The sequence below is a fragment of the Leucobacter faecis genome, from assembly GCF_054456635.2.
This window is the reverse complement of sequence record NZ_JBTJEP020000002.1, coordinates 167,897-184,124: the sequence shown is the minus strand read 5'-3', so window position 1 is coordinate 184,124 and position 16,228 is coordinate 167,897. Positions and strand designations below refer to the sequence as shown.

Here is a 16,228-nt window from a genome sequence, read left to right as displayed (position 1 = left end):
AGTGACCCGGATTCCCGGTACGGCCGGGGGCGTAAAGCCGAGCGACGTGATTGCTCGGCTTGCGACCCCGGCTGAGGTCGTTTCGTGGGATGCGCTTATCGCGCAGAACCCTGGCGGCGGCGAAGTATGGATGGGTGAGAGTTACCTTGCCCTGAAACGCGACGAGGGCCGATACCTCGATCGACGCGTGATCGTCGAACGACCGGGGCGGCCTCCCATCGCGGTCGGTGTGCTGGCGAAGCGTGTGCCGCTGCTCGGTGAGTGGTGGCACCTGCCGGCTGGTCCGGCTGGCGAAGACGTCGAATCGGTGATGGAGGCGGCTGAGGCGGTCGGCCGTCTTGCCCGTGCGCGGGGCGCATTCCTGGTAAAGATCGAGCCGCGGCTCGCGGTCGCGGCGTACCCGACTGCGGCAGGCGCGATCCGGAGCCGCGGTTTCATCGATACCGTACGCGTGATTCCGAATCCCTCCACCGTGCTCGTGAGCGTGGCCACTGACGCCGAACCCGGCACAGAACAGGCCGATAAGGAGCTGCTCGCGAGCCTCGGTAAGAAGGCACGCAACGCGATCAACCGGGCCGCTCGTGACGGCATCGTCGTGACCCGCGCAGCCGCGACCGATGAGGACTGCGCCGCGCTCTACCGGCTGCTGCAGGAGACCGCCGAGGGGCGGTTCGTGCTGCGCAGCGAACGGTACTACCGCGAATTCTGGCAGCGTTTTCAGCGCAGCGGTGACGGGCAAGTATTTCTTGCGCACCGTGATGGCGAGCTCGTAGCCGGCGCATTTGCGATGGGCCTCGGGCAGAAAACCACCTATAAAGACGGTGCGTCGGTGCGCGCAAAATCGGGCTACGGTGCATCGCATGCGCTGCAGTGGGAGGTGCTGCGCTGGGCGAACCAGCGGGGCGCATCGCTGCACGACCTGTGCGGCGCGCCACCCGCGAACCGCGCAGACGACAAAGCCCACCCGCTGCACGGTGTCGGCCAGTTTAAGCGGTCGTTTTCGGCCGAGATCACCGACTACCCCGGCGCATTTGACCTGCCGCTTAGGCCGCGGGCCTACGCGCTGTGGACGAAGCTCGGTGACCGCGTGATGCGCAGGCTGTCGCTCGCGCGCTGGAAGGATCCCTACTACTAATGGCCGCAGGAATCATGCGAGCGAGCGCGCTCATGGCCTCGGGCACGATGGTGTCACGCGTGCTCGGCCTCGCAAAGGCCATGCTGCTTGCATACGCGATCGGCTCGGTCGGCTCGGTGTCTGCCGACGCCTTCGCGAACGGCAACCTGCTCCCCAACACGATCTACATGATCTTGATGGGTGGCGTGTTGAACGCCGTGCTCGTGCCGCAGATCGTGAAGGCGGCGCACGGAAGCGACGGGGGCGCTGGCTACATCAACAAGGTGCTCACGCTCGTGACGGTGGCGCTGATCGGCGTCACAATGCTCGCGATGCTGGCGGCACCCTGGATCGTGCGCGTCACCGTGCAGGGCTGGTCAGACGACCAGTTAGCGCTCGCAACGGCTTTTGCGTACTGGTGCATTCCGCAGGTCATTTTCTACGGCGTTTACACGGTCATGGGGGAGGTGCTCAACGCGAAGAGCATCTTTGGGCCCTTCACGTGGGCGCCCGTGTTAAACAATGTGATTGCGATCGCTGGCATCGTCGTTTTCATCGTCATGTTTGGCGCCGACGGCACCGGCACCCGCACCGTGCTCGACTGGAGCGTGCTCTCGATCGGCGTGCTCGCGGGCAGTGCAACCATTGGCATCGTTGCGCAGGCGCTCATCTTGTTTATGTCGTGGAAGAAGGCTGGTATTCGGTACCGCCCCGACTTCCAGTGGAAGGGCGTGGGGCTCGGCCAAACGGCCAGGCTCGCGGGCTGGACCCTCGCGATGGTGCTCGTCATGCAGCTGGGCGGTATCGTCACGAACCGTATCGTGTCGATGGGCACAGGCGAAGGGCCCTCGACGAGCGCGATGCAAAACGTGTGGCTGATCTTCATGATGCCGCACTCAGTGATCGCGGTATCGCTCGCCACGGCCTACTTCACGCGGCTCGCCGAATGGGGCCAGACGGGGCGCATGCGTGAGTTCGTCGAAGATTTCTCGGCTTCGACCCGTCAGATCGCGCTCGTCATGATGTACGCGGCGGTGGCTATTTTCGCGGCTGCGCCGTTCATCTCGCGCATCATCAACTTTGGTGCGACTGACCTGCAGGTCGACCAGTTCGCGCTCGCGCTGCAGGCCTACTCCATTAGCCTCGCGGGCTACAGCTTTTTGTTTATTGTGCAGCGCGCCTTTTACGCGCTGTCAGATACGCGCACGCCATTCGTATTCACGAGCGTTCAGATGGGCGTCGTGATCGCACTGTCGCTCGTCTTACCGTTCGTCGTGCCTCCCGCCATGATCGGCGCGGGTTTCGCGCTCGTCTGGTCGATCGCGACGCTGCTCCAAGCGCTGCTCGCCACCTGGCTGCTGCGCCGCAAGATCGGGTCGATCGACGGCCGACGAGTCGCGCAGAGCCTCATCAAATTCGTGCTGGCCGCGATACCCGCTGTGCTCGTTGGGCTCGTTGCGACGTGGCTCTTGAACGCCTCTGTTGCCCACGTTGGTGCGCTCCTCGCCGTTGTCTTCGCCACGGTCGTTGCCCTGGTCGTCGGGGCTGCGTACGCGGTCGCATTGCGCGCGTTGCGCTCACCCGAACTCGCAGAACTCACGGGCTTTCTTGCCCGTAAACTCGGAAGGAATTCTTCGTGACTCTCACTGTGACCCCCTGCACGGATCGCGCCCACTGGGACGCGACCGTGAAACGCTTAGGCGGGCATCCGCTGCAGCTGTGGGGCTGGGGCGAGCTCAAGAGCGCGCACCGGTGGAGTGCCGAACGCGTGCTCGTCACCGACGCCGCAGGCGAGACCGTTGGCGCCTGCCAGCTCCTCACGCGCAAGCTGCCCGCGCCTCTGGGCGGTTTCGTGTACGCGCCTCGCGGCCCGGTGCTTGCCCGGGATTTGGGCGATCCGGATCGCCCAGCGCAGTCACCCGCGCCGGGGGCGGTAGCTGACGCCATTGCGCAGTATGTGCGTGGCTCGCGCCGCGCGGTTGCTGTCTCGATCGAGCCCGACGAAGACGATGGGGCGTTCGCGCTCACTGCGTCGTGGCGTGAGGCACAGACCCCCGTGCTGCCAGCGCGCACGCTCATTCTTGACCTGCGCAAGGACGAAGATGCGCTGATCGCCGACATGACGAAGAAGCACCGGCAGTACGTGCGCAAGTCGGGGCGCGAAGAGTCGCTCGAGATTCGCAAGGTCGAAACTCTCGCGCAGCTCGACGAGTGCCTCGAGGTGTATCACGCAACGAGCGAGCGCGCCGATTTCGGGCTGCATGAAGACTCGTATTACCGCGACGCATTCACGATGCTCGGCGACGACAGCCCGGTGTGGGCCGCGTACGTCGACGGTAAGGTTGTCGCCTTTTTGTTCATGGCGAAGAGCGATCGCACCGCGTTCGAACTCTACGGTGGTATGAACGAGGTGGGTCAGAAACTGCGCGCCAACTACGCGCTCAAGTGGCACGTGATTCGCGAGATGAAGCAGCTGGGCATCACCCGGTATGACTTTGGTGGGCTCATCAACGACGGTGTCACGACCTTTAAGAAGGGCTGGGCCTCGCACGAGAACCTGCTGGCGGGGTCGTGGGATCGCCCGGGGCCCGGGTACACGGCCTGGACGCGAGGCCTGCCGCTCGCCAAACGGGTGGTCCGAGCGCTTCGCCGCAGATAGCGCTTCAGGCAGTCGCTGGCTGCGCGAAAGAGGCGCGTGTTTACGCGGTTCTCGGAGCGTCAGCTAGCGAATGTCGGAGGTCGAACGTACCCTCGAATTATGGCCAATAAATCTTCGTCGCGCGCAAAATCGGGAAAGAGCACCCCGGGGTCGTCTCGCGCGCGTGCTGGCGGCGGCCAAGAGAAGACCCGCGTGCTTGCGCAGCCGGCCGATACCGAAAGCGGTTTTGTGCGGGCGTGGCAAGCTCTCGCGCACGGCGTGGGCGGCGCGGCGCGGGTGTTTCGGGCAGAACCGCTTGACCCGGCAGACCGCCGCGACGGGATCCCGTTGTTTCTCGTGTTGCTCGCTATCGCGGGCGCTGTCATCGAGTGGTTTCTTATTGCTAACCCCGTCGCGGTGCAACTGGATGCCTGGTCATTTGGGGGTCTTTTTGGGCGCGTAGCATTTGGATTTCCGATCATCATGATCGCGTTCGCGATGTGGCTGTTTAATAATCCGTCTAGCATTAACGACAACAGGCGCATTGCTATCGGACTGTTTCTCGCGATTATGAGTGTCTCGGGCATCACCCATATCTACGGTGGGCTACCGCAACCACAAGACGGAATGCCTGCGCTCGCTGAAGCAGGGGGACTGCTGGGGTGGATGGTGGGCACCCCGCTCTACGCGCTCACCATCTGGGTCGCCGTGCCGGTGCTCTCGATCGTGCTGTTGCTGTCTGTGCTGATCGTGACGAAGACGCCACCGAGCCGCATTGGGCGGCGCCTGAAAGAGGCGTACGCCTTTCTCTTTGGGGTGGTGGAGACCGAAGAACCAGCCCCCGGAACCGACGCGCCTGCGCAGCGGGGCAAACGCGGCAAAGACAAGCAGACTCCGCTATTCGATCTCGCAGACCACGAAGACGACGAACCAAAGCCTGAGGCGGGGGCGATGCCGTGGTGGCGCCGCAACTCGACGGGGCGCGAGGTTGACCCCGAATACGCGGGCAACCAGGCCGCACTCGACGCGGCGCTCGCTCCCGGCAGCGCCGAAGGGGCGTTCGAGAGCGCCTTCGCGACCGATGACGTTGAGACCGAGAGCGCTTCGGAAAGCGTTACGCCCGCACCCGACACCGCTGCCGCGGCACCGACCGATGTGTTCCCCGCCGACCTGTTCGATTCGCTTGATCACGCTGAGGCCGCGGTGGCGGCCGCCGACGCTTCTGGGGCCGCGCGTGCATCGGGGCTGGGTGATGACTCGTGGGATGACTTCGCGGGCTCAGTTGACCCTGAACCAGAGGCACCCGAACCACTTACCGCCACCACACCGTTTGTGGTCGCGCCGCCGCACGATCCGAACGCGGCCAGGGAATACCAGCTGCCCGACGAGATGACACTCGCCGCAGGGGCCGCGCCGCTCGCGCGCACCGAGGCCAACGACCAAATCACTGCCGCCATTGGGCGCGTGTTTGAAGAGTTCAAGGTTGATGCCCGAGTATCGGGTTTCTCGCGCGGCCCGACGGTGACGCAGTACGAAGTCGAGCTTGGCCCGGGCGTGAAGGTCGAGAAAGTGACGGCGCTGTCCAAGAACCTGTCGTATGCGGTGGCATCGAATGAGGTGCGCATCCTTTCGCCGATCCCCGGTAAGAGTGCGATTGGTATCGAGATTCCTAACAAGGACCGCGAGAACGTGGCCCTGGGCGACGTGCTGCGCTCGCACAGAGCCCAGCGCACGACCCACCCGATGGCTATCGGTGTGGGCAAAGACGTGAAGGGCGGGTTCGTGGTCGCGAACCTCGCGAAGATGCCGCACCTGCTCGTCGCGGGCGCAACCGGCTCGGGTAAATCGAGCTTCATTAACTCGATGATCACGAGCATTTTGATGCGGGCGACGCCCGAGCAGGTGCGCATGGTGCTCGTTGACCCCAAGCGCGTCGAACTCACGGTCTACCAGGGTGTACCGCACCTGATCACCCCCATCATCACGAACCCCAAGAAGGCGGCCGAAGCGCTGCAGTGGGTCGTGAAAGAGATGGACATGCGCTACGACGATCTCGCGAGCTTCGGGTTTCGTCACATTGATGACTTCAACGAGGCCGTACGCTCGGGTAGCATCGTGCTGCCCGAGGGGAGCGAGCGTAAGCTCAAGCCCTACCCCTACTTGTTGGTCGTGGTCGACGAGCTCGCCGACCTCATGCTGGTCGCTCCGCGAGATGTCGAAGATTCGATTCAGCGCATCACCCAGCTCGCGCGCGCAGCGGGCATCCACCTCGTGCTCGCCACCCAGCGCCCCTCGGTCAATGTGGTCACCGGTGTCATCAAATCGAACGTGCCCAGCAGGTATGCCTTCGCAGTGGCCTCTGGCACCGATTCGCGCGTGATCCTAGACGAAGTGGGCGCTGAACGGCTTATCGGCCAGGGCGATGGCTTGCTTCTCTTGAACGGTGAATCGAGTCCTGTGCGTGTGCAGGGCGCGTGGGTAGGCGAGGCAGAGATCGCCGAAGTCGTCTCCCACGTCAAAGCCCAGGCGCAGCCCGAGTACCGCGCCGACGTGGCACAGGTGGTCGAGAAGAAAGAGATCGACGCCGATATCGGTGACGACCTCGAAGTGCTCCTGGCGGCGGTCGACCTTGTAGTGAGCTCGCAGTTCGGTTCGACATCGATGCTGCAGCGCAAGCTGCGGGTCGGGTTTGCGAAGGCAGGTCGACTGATGGACCTGATGGAATCGCGCGAGATTGTCGGCCCCTCAGAGGGGTCGAAGGCGCGTGACGTGCTCGTGGCGCCCGAGCAGCTGCCAGAAGTACTCGCGCGCATTAAGGGTATGCCCGCCGCGCCCGCGGCTACGCCCGTACCGACGGCTCCCGCTGCGCAGTCAGTAACCTCGGCGCAAGTTGCCTCTGCCGTCGAGCCCGACAGCCGTTACGATGACCCCGTAGCCGCCTACCAGGCAGGTCTTGAAGAAGTCGACGGCACCGACACTAGCGGCGATGAAGACGCCTGGCAGCTGACTGGCCGCGATTAAGCGCTCGTAATTACTTGCTCCCCACGCACCGGCCCAACCGAAACGAGAACCGAGTGAACGACACCGCCGCGAAACCCAGCAACTGGAACGCCCCTAACATCATCACGGCTGCGCGCATCGTCGCAACACCATTTTTTCTCTGGCTATTACTCGCCCAAGGCGGACAAAATGAAGCGCTGCGGTGGGCAAGCGCGGCTTTCTTCGTGCTCGCGATCGCGACCGATGCGTGGGACGGTCACCTCGCGCGGTCTCGTGGACTCATCACCGATCTCGGCAAACTGCTTGATCCGATCGCCGATAAGTTTCTAACTGGGGCGGCGCTTGTTGGGCTCTCGATCATCGCCGAGTTGCCCTGGTGGATCACGATCGTCGTGCTCGTGCGCGAAGTGGGCATTACGGTGCACCGGCTGATCGTCGCGCACGACGTAGTCGTGGCGGCGGCGTGGATGGGCAAGCTGAAGACCGTGGCGCAGTCAGTCGCCATCACGCTCGCGCTCGCGCCGTTCGCGCAAATCTTGGGTGACTTCGCTCCGATCGCATACTGGGCTAACGTCGTGACGATGACCATTGCGGTCGCGCTCACAGTGCTCAGTGGTATTGATTACATCATCGCGTTCGCTCGCTCAAGCGGAGCCAAGCGTGGCTGAGACAGTACTCGCGCACACCATTGTTGCTCGTGCTCGTATGATTGGTGCGCGCATTGCGGTGGCCGAATCGCTCTCGGGCGGGCTGGTAACCGATGCGATCGTGAGCGTGCCCGGCGCTTCGAATGTCTTCTCAGGCGGCATTGTGGCCTACGACACCGAACTGAAACACACGCTGCTGGGGGTTGAAGCGGCACTGTTGCGTGAAGCGGGACCGGTTGACGAGCGTGTTGCGCAGCAGATGGCGCGAGGTGTGCGCAGCGCCTGCGCAGTGGACGGTAACCCTGCCCTCGTTGGGGTCGCGACGACGGGTGTCGCGGGCCCCGACGCAGACTGGGCGACTGGACAGCCGCCGGGCACAGTATGGATCGGGGTGAGCTCGCCAGCGAGCGAGCGAGCTGAGTTATTCATGTTCGAGGGCGATCGCGCTGCGATCCGGGAGGCGACAGTGGCGGCCGCGCTTGCGATGCTGAGCGAAGAGCTCGGTCGCCTTGCCAGTTGAAGCAACCTGCGATGGCCCTGTAATAATTGAGAACTTGAGTCGACTCCACTCAGGTTCAGCGAAGTTTCAGGAATAGAGGCGGTAGGCTCTCGGTTACCTCTAGTGGCGCAGAAAATACGCCGCTCGGTTGGGGGATTCTCGGCTGAAACAGGTATGGTTATTGCACTAACTGCTGTTGTGCAAGTGAGGGAGGGTTCACATGGTGCTGATGCGTCAAGAGATCGGCGACGTACTACGTGACTTCCGGTTGCAGAAGGGTCGTACCCTGCGACAGGTGGCCGGTGAAGCGAGTGTAGCGCTTGGTTACCTCAGTGAGGTGGAGCGCGGGCAGAAAGAGGCCTCGAGTGAAATTCTCGCGGCGGTCGCAGACGCGCTCGAAACTCCCCTCTCGGTCATTATGGGCGAAGTGAGTGAGCGCCTTGCTGTCGTTGAGGGCCTCTCGCTGCCCATGGCAGGGCGCGTGCCCGACACTGTGCCGGCTGATTTTGTGGCGGGCTTTGCGCCCGAGCTCGTTTCTTAACCAGAGCTAGTTCGAACGTGAGGATCAGCGAGTTTCGCCGGGCCTGCGCGGCCGAGTTTGGTGAAGACTATGCGGCAGTGCTGCTGCGGGATCACTGGTTGCGTGCGCTCGGGGCGACCGCCCAAGAAGCGCTGGCTGCCGGGGTAGATGCGAGGGTGGTCTGGGAGTCGCTCTGCGCCGACCTTGACGTACCCGAAACGCGCAGGCATGGCCGCGGGTTGAAGTCTGCGCCGAAGTAGGGCGATGTAGGTGCCCGGGATCGTTGATGTGCGACACGCCGAGCCGTCCTCGAAGATCCGTTCGATAGGTGGTAGCTTCGTCCACAGGGCGTCTAGCTAACGCGTTATGCACAGCTTCGGCTCGGGGGCTTCCCGATGTCGGTGGTTGGTCATAACGTGTGAGACATCGACACCTAATGCCTTGTCGGCCGCATGCGGCATCGACAGTCGGTAGGCAGCAACCACGCGGCGACGCCGCTCACGAGTGAGGACACATCATGGCAGCACCCAAAGATCGCGAGAAGGCTCTCGAAGCAGCTCTTGCTCAGATCGACAAGAACTTTGGCAAAGGCGCGATCATGCGCATGGGCAGCGCTGAGCGCGCGCCTGTAGAGGTTATTCCGACCGGTTCGGTAGCGCTCGACGTCGCGCTCGGAATAGGCGGGTTGCCGCGGGGCCGCATCATTGAGATCTACGGCCCTGAGTCGTCAGGCAAGACCACGCTCACGCTGCACGCAATTGCCAACGCGCAACGCGCGGGTGGTATCGCGGCGTTCATTGACGCCGAGCATGCCCTGGATCCCGAGTATGCCCAGAAGCTCGGCGTAGACATCGACGCGTTGCTCGTGGCTCAGCCCGACACGGGCGAGCAGGCGCTCGAGATCGCCGACATGCTCATTCGTTCGGGTTCGGTCGACCTTGTAGTGATTGACTCCGTCGCAGCGCTGGTGCCTAAGGCTGAGATCGATGGCGATATGGGCGACAGCCACGTGGGTCTGCAGGCCCGCCTCATGTCGCAAGCGCTGCGCAAGATCACCGGCAGCTTGAATGCAACAAAGACCACTTGTATCTTCATTAACCAGCTGCGTGAAAAGGTTGGCGTGTTCTTCGGTAGCCCCGAGACCACGTCGGGTGGTAAGGCGCTCAAGTTCTATGCCTCGGTGCGCCTCGATATTCGCCGCATTCAGACGCTTAAAGAAGGCACCGACGCGGTCGGTAACCGCACCCGCGTGAAGGTTGTTAAGAATAAGATGGCGCCGCCGTTCAAGCAGGCCGAGTTTGACATCCTGTACGGCAAAGGCATTTCTCGCGAGGGATCGCTCATCGACTATGGCGTCGAGCACAACTTCATTAAGAAGAGCGGCGCGTGGTTCACATATGAGGGCGACCAGCTCGGGCAGGGCATGGAGAACGCTCGCAGGTTCCTCATCAACAACCCCGAAATGGCGCTCGAAATTGAAGAGAAGATTCTCACGAAGCTCGGCGTGAACGGCCGATCTGAGGACGCAGCACCGACTGAGGCGAAAGCTGATACAAAGTCTGATGCAAAGGCTGCCGAGGCCAAGGCTGGCGATGCAAAAGCTGGCACGAAGGCCGACGTGAAGGCCCCTGCGGCTGCAAAGGCGGCACCGCAGCGGGCGAGCGCCTAGTCCCATGGCGGTTCGCTTTCTGCCGCCCCCCGAGGAGCGTGCGTCGACACCGCGAGAATCGACCGAGAACCTCGCAGAGGTGGTAGAGATGCGGTCGTGGCTTCGCGCGACCGATGCGGATGCCGCTGCGGAGGGCGACGCGCCAACCTCGGATTCAGGCGCGACTGAGACTGAATCCGAGGTGCGGTCCTTGGTAGACGAGTCGCCCCGGGTGGACGAGCCGTGTGTGTCCGCGGTACCAGCCGCGATCCCTGCTGGCGTTGAGGCTGAGTGCGCTGAAGAAGAGCCTGCAGATCGTGGGCCAGCGTACGATGACGCCGTACGTTTGCTGGCTCGTCGTGCCAAGTCGAGCGGTGAACTACGTGCTGATTTGCTGGCACTCGAGCACCCCTCCGACGAAGTCGCGCTGGTGATCGACGAGTTCATCGACAGCCACTACCTTGATGATCTCGGGCTGGCACGCGTGCAAGCAGAGAAGCTCCGCTCCTCTAAGGGTGCGAGCCGCGGCCAGATCACGCGTAAACTACGCGAGCGCAAACTTCCAGATGCGGTTATCGACGAGGTGATCGGCGAGCTCGACACTGACGAAGAGTACGCTTTGTTGTGTGAGGCAGCGGCGAAGCGCGCCGAGAAGTTGGGTGGTCTCGACCGCGCTACCGCTCAGCGTAGGCTCATCGGGTTTCTTGCTCGGCGTGGCTGGTCGGGTGAACCGGCGATGCGCGCGGTCAACGAAGCGCTCGACGGCGGTGGACTGGGCAAACGTGGGCGTAGTGGTAGTGGGGTGCGCTTCGAATAGCGCTCTCCGGGTGCTACACGCAATCCCGTGACCAGAACCTCAGCAGCCCGCCGGTAGACTGGTGCGCATGAGTTTTGCACCAACCGAAGCAGTCTTAGATCAGACCGCGATTGCGACGTCACCCGCCGCACTGCGACCCGATGGAAGCCCGCGCAGCTATTCGGTGCGCACGCTCGGCTGCCAGATGAATGTGCACGACTCCGAACGGCTTGCGGGCTCCCTCGAGGCGGCGGGCTATGTGGCCGCAGATCCGTCTGAGCGGGCAGACGTCGTCGTGATCAACACCTGCGCGGTGCGCGAGAACGCGGCCCAGAAGCTGTACGGCAACCTGGGCTACCTCGCGAGCGTGAAGCGCGAACACGAGGGCATGCAAATCGCTGTTGGCGGCTGCCTCGCGCAAAAAGATCAGGGCACCATCGTCGAGAAGGCGCCCTGGGTCGATGTGGTGTTTGGAACCCACAACATGGGGTCATTGCCGGTGCTCCTTGAGCGAGCCCGGCACAACGAAGAGGCGCAGGTCGAGATCCTTGAAGCGCTTGAGATCTTCCCCTCCACGCTTCCCACGAAGCGCGACTCAGCTTCGAGCGGTTGGGTGTCCATTTCGGTCGGCTGCAACAACACCTGCACGTTCTGCATCGTTCCCGCACTGCGTGGTAAGGAGAAAGACCGCCGCCCCGGCGACATTCTCGCAGAAGTGCAGGCCCTCGTCGACGACGGCGCCATTGAAGTCACGTTACTCGGGCAGAACGTCAACACGTACGGTGTCGAGTTCGGTGACAAGCTCGCATTTGGTAAGTTGCTGCGTGCCATGGGCGAAATTGACGGCCTTGAACGTGTGCGCTTCACAAGCCCTCACCCCGCCGCGTTTACCGATGACGTGATCGACGCAATGGCCGAAACGCACAACGTGATGCCGTCACTGCACATGCCACTGCAGTCCGGTTCAGATGCGGTACTCAAAGCGATGCGTAGGTCGTACCGTTCGAAGAAGTACCTGGGCATTCTCGATCGTGTACGCGAAAAGATGCCCGACGCTGCGATCACCACCGACATCATTGTCGGGTTTCCCGGCGAAACTGAAGAAGACTTTGAAGACACGATGCGGGTCGTTGAAGCCTCAAGGTTTCAGAGTGCATTCACCTTCCAGTACTCCATCCGCCCGGGCACACCCGCCGCTGAGATGGAGAACCAGCTGCCCAAGGAGGTCGTGCAGCGTCGATACGAACGCCTGCACGAGCTGCAGGAACAGATGTCACTGCGCGAAAACCACGCCCAGATCGGCCGCACCGTCGAGGTGCTGGTGTCGGCGGGCAGCGGCAAGAAAGACTCCGCGCAGAGCCGACTATCGGGCCGTGCCGAAGACAACCGGCTCGTGCACTTTTCGGTGCCCGAAGGGGCCGAAGAGCCGCGCCCAGGCGACGTTGTTACCGTGCAGGTGACGAGCGCGGCGCCGCACTTCTTGATCGCCGACGAGCCTGCCGGGTACAGGGTACGGCGCACGCGGGCTGGCGACGCGTGGGATCGCAGGCAGGCTGAGAGCTGCGGCGTGCCCACCCCTGCGGCCGGGGGAGCTCCTAAGGCGGTAAACCTGGGCCTCCCCACCATTCGCACGCGATGAGCGCGGTCGCGGCTCAGCCGCCGACTCTGTGGGCCGTGGTAGGTGCGACCGGCACCGGCAAGTCTGCGCTGTCGCTCGCGCTCGCCGAGCGGCTCGCGGCCGGTGGTCGCCCGGCCGAGATCGTGAACGCTGACGCGATGCAGTTCTACCGTGGCATGGACATCGGCACGGCGAAGCTGCCCGAAGCAGACCGGTGCGGGATCCCACACCACCTGTTTGACGTGCTTGATCCAACGAAAGAAGCAACGGTCGCGTGGTATCAGCCACGGGCACGCCGCGTGATCGACGAGATTCACGCGCGCGGCGCCGACGCCATTCTCGTGGGCGGATCCGGACTCTACGTATCGAGCGTGGTCTACGACTTCCAGTTTCCTCCCCGAGACGAAGCGATCAGGGCACAGCTTGAAGCCGAGGCGGCAGCGCACGGTACCGCCGCGCTGCTTGCGCGCCTCGCCGAGCTTTCGCCCGAGACGGCGGCCGCGGTAGACGCTCGTAACCCTAGGCGCGTCGTGCGGGCGCTCGAAGTCGCGCTACTTGGCGGCGATGCGCGCGTCACGTTGCCGAGCGAGCCAGAGCTGTGGCGGCCAGCCACCCGGCTCGTGAGCGTTGATTGTGAGCGAGCGGCGCTCGTAGCGCGCCTCGACGCGCGCGTGGAGCAGATGTGGGCGGCAGGTTTGATCGACGAGGTACGCGGGCTCATTCCTCGCGGCATTGAACGTGGCGTGACGGCGAGCCGCGCGATCGGCTACGCGCAGGCGCTCGGCCAGATTCAGGGGCGGCTTACCGAGGCTGACGCGATCGCCGAGACGCAGGCGCTCACGCGCAGATACGCGCGCAGGCAGGTGGCGTGGTTCAAACGCTATCCGGGCATCGAGCACGTGACGGGCCCAGACATTGATGCTGTGCTGGGGGAGTCGCCCGCAGCCTAGCGGGGCCTGCCCCATACACTGGAGCAATGACGACGCTGCGTTTCACCAAGGGCCATGGCACGGGCAACGACTTTGTGCTCTTCACCGACCCAGACGGCGCGGTCGAGCTGACCCGCGACCGCGTACGCGCGCTCTGCGACCGGCACACCGGGGTCGGCGCAGACGGAGTCATTCGCGCCGTGCGCAGCCGCGCGCTGCCCGAGGGCGCGTCCGTGCTCGAAGAAGAACCCGAAGCCGAGTGGTTCTTCGACGTGTGGGACGCCGATGGCACGCCGAGCCCCATGTGCGGCAACGGGATTCGCGTGTACGCCCACTACCTCATCTCTGAAGGTCTCGTGGCGCCCGAGCGCACCGACACGCTGCCCATCGGTACGAGGGCAGGTGTGCGTGACGTGCTTGCCGGGGCGTCGGGCTACACGGTCGACCTTGGCCGCTGGCGGCTCGCGGGGGAGCCCCTCGTGTCAGCTCGCGGGCTCTACGTGCCCAGGCCGGGGCTCGCGGTCGATCTCGGCGTGCGACACGTCGTCACCGCCCTCGCAAACGTGAGCGAGCTCGAAGCGGTTGACCTGACACAGTCACCCAAACTCGACACTGATGACACCGTTAACTTTGAGTTCGTGGTGCCCGACGAGCAGCTCGTGAAGAACGGGGTCGCACGCATCAAAATGCGTGTGCACGAGAGCGGCGCGGGCGAGACGCGCTCGTGCGGCACGGGCGCTGCCGCGGCAGCGCTCGCGTTTCGCCACTGGGGTGGCGATGACATGCCGCACCACTGGGCGATCGAGGTGCCCGGCGGCAGGCTCTCGGTGCGCATGTTTCCGACGCAGGAGGGCGAGCACGTCTCGCTCAGCGGCCCGGCCGAGCTCGTCTACGCGGGCGAGATCGAGCTGCCATCCAAGTAGCTACTCGCAGCCCACCCCATCACCGTCACGGTCGAGGTGCCGGCCGTAACCTGGCTGGCCCTCGTAGACGGGCGCTGCCCCGGCCTCGCGCGCCGCGGTGCAATTCTTGAAGTACGTGTCAGCGACGGGAGGCGCGGGCGCGGGTGCTGGTTCGGGCGCGGGCGCAGGCTGCTCAGCCGGGGCCGGATCCGGGGCTTGCGAAGCCAGGAGCTTGCCCTCCAGCGCTGCTGCGAGCGAGCTTTCGACCGCGGGCTCATCGGGGCAGGCCTGAAGCACGCGCTGCATGGCGTCGCGCTCGGCCGCCGTTACCCACAACCTGTATGCGGCCTTCACCGACACCTGCTTGGCCACGTACTCGCAGCGAAACGCGCGGTTGCTGGGCAGCCAGCTCGCGGCGTCGCTATCGCCCTTCGCGCTGTTCGCCGGGCCGTCGGCCGCGTACAGGTTAATCGGGTCGTTTGCGAGGGCGACGCGCGCGTCTTGGCTGAGCTGCTGTGCACCCTTCTGCCACGCATCTGAGAGTGCCACGACATGATCGATTTGCACGGCGCGTGACGTGTCTTGACCGCGCACAAAATCGATGGTCTGGCCGGTGTACTTGTCGGCGAGCGTGCCAGAGAGCACCTTGCAGCGCCCCGACAGCGTGATGCCGGTGAGGTCGCGCTGCAGTATGTCGTTGCGCGTGTCGCAGCCGTTGCGGTCGGCGTCAAACCACGGCGACCCAAACATGGCTTTGCGGTCGTACCCGGTCTTGGGCGAACGGCCCTTCACCGCGAGCGTGGCGAGCAGCTCGGCCGCGCTCCCCGCGGCGGGTGCTGTGTCGGTCTTGCTGCCGGCCCCCGCGGCGTCGCCATCAGTTGGGGGTGACGAAGGTGCTTTGACTTCGGGTGTCGTGTTCTGGGCAAGCGGTGCCTCTTCTACGACGCTCGCAGACGGGGCGTCTGTCACTGCGGGGGCTGCCTCCCCGCAGCCGGTGAGCAGAAGCCCGAGCGCCACGAAGAGGGCGGCCGCTGGGCGCACACGAGTTCGAGCGGCACCGCCCGGGGTGCCGCGCTGCACGGCGATCACGCCTGCGCGCCGTCTGTGGCGGTGCCCTCGGTGCCCTGCGCGAGCTGCGCGCCCTGCGCGGACGCCTCGGCGCGTAGCACGTGAAAGCCCTTCGAACGCGTGGCGCGCGTCACGGCGAGACCCGTGAACTCACCGGCGATCCAGCGCTGCAGCGAGTCAGCACCCAAGTGTTTGGCGACTACGAGCGATGCGACGCCGCCCGGCGCAAGCCGCGGCAGCCACTGCCGCAAGATGCTGTGCAGCACCTCCTTGCCCACGCGGATCGGCGGGTTTGAGTGGATCTGCGCGAACACCACGTCAGCTGGTACCTCATCGGGCGCACTCACGTGCACGTTCGTGAGCGCGAGACCCGCAGCGTTCGCCGCGGTCAGTTCGCGCGAGCGCTCGTTCACGTCGATCGCCCAGACCTCGCGCTCGGGGTGATTGAGCGCGGCCGCGAGGGCGATGGGCCCCCAGCCGCAACCGATGTCGAGGATCGCTCCGGGGGCTGCATTTTGATCCGGATCAATATCTGCGGTCGCAGCAGCTTCGGCCGCGAGGTGGGCGAGCAGAATTTGTGTGCCGCGGTCGACATGCTCGGGGCTAAAGACGCCGCCTGCGGTGGTCACGCGGCGGGGAGCGCCCGCGAGCTCCACCTCGATCTCTCGGGGTCGGTAGTCGCCAGACGGGGTTTCAGAGAAGTAGTGCTCGCTCACCTCCCCAGTATCTCAGCCCATTGATGGGTGGGGGCGCAGTGCGCGCCGTTGGCCCGCGCAGTTGGCCTGCACCGTTGGCATATGTAGCGCGATGCAGTCGACCTGCGCAGGCGTGCCGCGTAGACTGGGTGGT

At 64.5% G+C, this 16,228-nt stretch carries 15 protein-coding genes; 13 read left to right on the top strand and 2 right to left on the bottom strand.

Going from position 1 to position 16,228, the window contains the following annotated elements; genetic code table 11:
- Position 1: 1 nt before the first annotated feature.
- The 13 genes from ACXR2T_RS02565 (at position 2) to dapF (ending at position 14,332) form a co-directional block, all read left to right on the top strand.
- A complete protein-coding gene (locus ACXR2T_RS02565; protein WP_458814248.1) occupies positions 2-1,135 on the top strand; it encodes a lipid II:glycine glycyltransferase FemX in 1,134 nt (377 codons plus the stop codon).
- Positions 1,135-2,754, top strand: coding sequence for a murein biosynthesis integral membrane protein MurJ (murJ, locus tag ACXR2T_RS02560; protein ID WP_458838216.1), 1,620 nt, complete (start codon positions 1,135-1,137; stop codon positions 2,752-2,754). The genes ACXR2T_RS02565 and murJ overlap by 1 nt, the downstream gene beginning before the upstream one ends.
- Entirely contained in the window at positions 2,751-3,773 is a 1,023-nt protein-coding gene (locus ACXR2T_RS02555; RefSeq protein ID WP_458838217.1) for a lipid II:glycine glycyltransferase FemX, read from the top strand. The genes murJ and ACXR2T_RS02555 overlap by 4 nt, the downstream gene beginning before the upstream one ends.
- 99 nt (positions 3,774-3,872) lie before the next feature.
- Positions 3,873-6,773, top strand: a complete 2,901-nt coding sequence (locus ACXR2T_RS02550; protein WP_458838218.1) for an FtsK/SpoIIIE family DNA translocase — start codon at positions 3,873-3,875, stop codon at positions 6,771-6,773.
- Positions 6,774-6,826: 53 nt separating this feature from the next.
- The gene (pgsA, locus tag ACXR2T_RS02545; protein WP_458814256.1) at positions 6,827-7,420 is read left to right on the top strand and encodes a CDP-diacylglycerol--glycerol-3-phosphate 3-phosphatidyltransferase; all 594 of its coding nucleotides are present in this window, start codon (positions 6,827-6,829) and stop codon (positions 7,418-7,420) included.
- The gene (locus ACXR2T_RS02540; protein ID WP_458838219.1) at positions 7,413-7,919 is read left to right on the top strand and encodes a CinA family protein; all 507 of its coding nucleotides are present in this window, start codon (positions 7,413-7,415) and stop codon (positions 7,917-7,919) included. Before pgsA ends, ACXR2T_RS02540 begins: the two co-directional genes overlap by 8 nt.
- A 199-nt stretch (positions 7,920-8,118) precedes the next feature.
- A complete protein-coding gene (locus ACXR2T_RS02535; RefSeq protein WP_458814260.1) occupies positions 8,119-8,439 on the top strand; it encodes a helix-turn-helix domain-containing protein in 321 nt (106 codons plus the stop codon).
- 17 nt (positions 8,440-8,456) lie between these two features.
- Positions 8,457-8,678 carry a DUF3046 domain-containing protein gene (locus ACXR2T_RS02530; RefSeq protein ID WP_458838220.1) on the top strand — a complete coding sequence of 74 codons (222 nt, stop codon included), beginning with the start codon at positions 8,457-8,459 and terminating at the stop codon, positions 8,676-8,678.
- Between the two features lie 257 nt (positions 8,679-8,935).
- Positions 8,936-10,087, top strand: a complete 1,152-nt coding sequence (recA, locus tag ACXR2T_RS02525) for a recombinase RecA (RefSeq protein WP_458838221.1) — start codon at positions 8,936-8,938, stop codon at positions 10,085-10,087.
- A gap of 4 nt (positions 10,088-10,091) precedes the next feature.
- A complete protein-coding gene (locus tag ACXR2T_RS02520; protein ID WP_458838222.1) occupies positions 10,092-10,883 on the top strand; it encodes a regulatory protein RecX in 792 nt (263 codons plus the stop codon).
- A 67-nt stretch (positions 10,884-10,950) separates the two neighbouring features.
- Positions 10,951-12,501 (top strand): tRNA (N6-isopentenyl adenosine(37)-C2)-methylthiotransferase MiaB, encoded by a 1,551-nt coding sequence (gene miaB, locus ACXR2T_RS02515; RefSeq protein ID WP_458814268.1) that lies wholly within the window; start codon positions 10,951-10,953, stop codon positions 12,499-12,501.
- Positions 12,498-13,430 carry a tRNA (adenosine(37)-N6)-dimethylallyltransferase MiaA gene (gene miaA, locus ACXR2T_RS02510; protein ID WP_458838223.1) on the top strand — a complete coding sequence of 311 codons (933 nt, stop codon included), beginning with the start codon at positions 12,498-12,500 and terminating at the stop codon, positions 13,428-13,430. Before miaB ends, miaA begins: the two co-directional genes overlap by 4 nt.
- 26 nt (positions 13,431-13,456) lie before the next feature.
- Entirely contained in the window at positions 13,457-14,332 is an 876-nt protein-coding gene (dapF, locus tag ACXR2T_RS02505) for a diaminopimelate epimerase (protein ID WP_458838224.1), read from the top strand.
- Here dapF and ACXR2T_RS02500 read toward each other — a convergent pair whose 3' ends face one another.
- Both ACXR2T_RS02500 and ACXR2T_RS02495 read right to left on the bottom strand, forming a co-directional pair.
- The gene (locus ACXR2T_RS02500) at positions 14,333-15,400 is read right to left on the bottom strand and encodes a GmrSD restriction endonuclease domain-containing protein (RefSeq protein ID WP_458838225.1); all 1,068 of its coding nucleotides are present in this window, start codon (positions 15,398-15,400) and stop codon (positions 14,333-14,335) included.
- Entirely contained in the window at positions 15,397-16,095 is a 699-nt protein-coding gene (locus ACXR2T_RS02495) for a class I SAM-dependent methyltransferase (RefSeq protein ID WP_458838226.1), read from the bottom strand. Before ACXR2T_RS02495 ends, ACXR2T_RS02500 begins: the two co-directional genes overlap by 4 nt.
- Between the last annotated feature and the right edge of the window lie 133 nt (positions 16,096-16,228).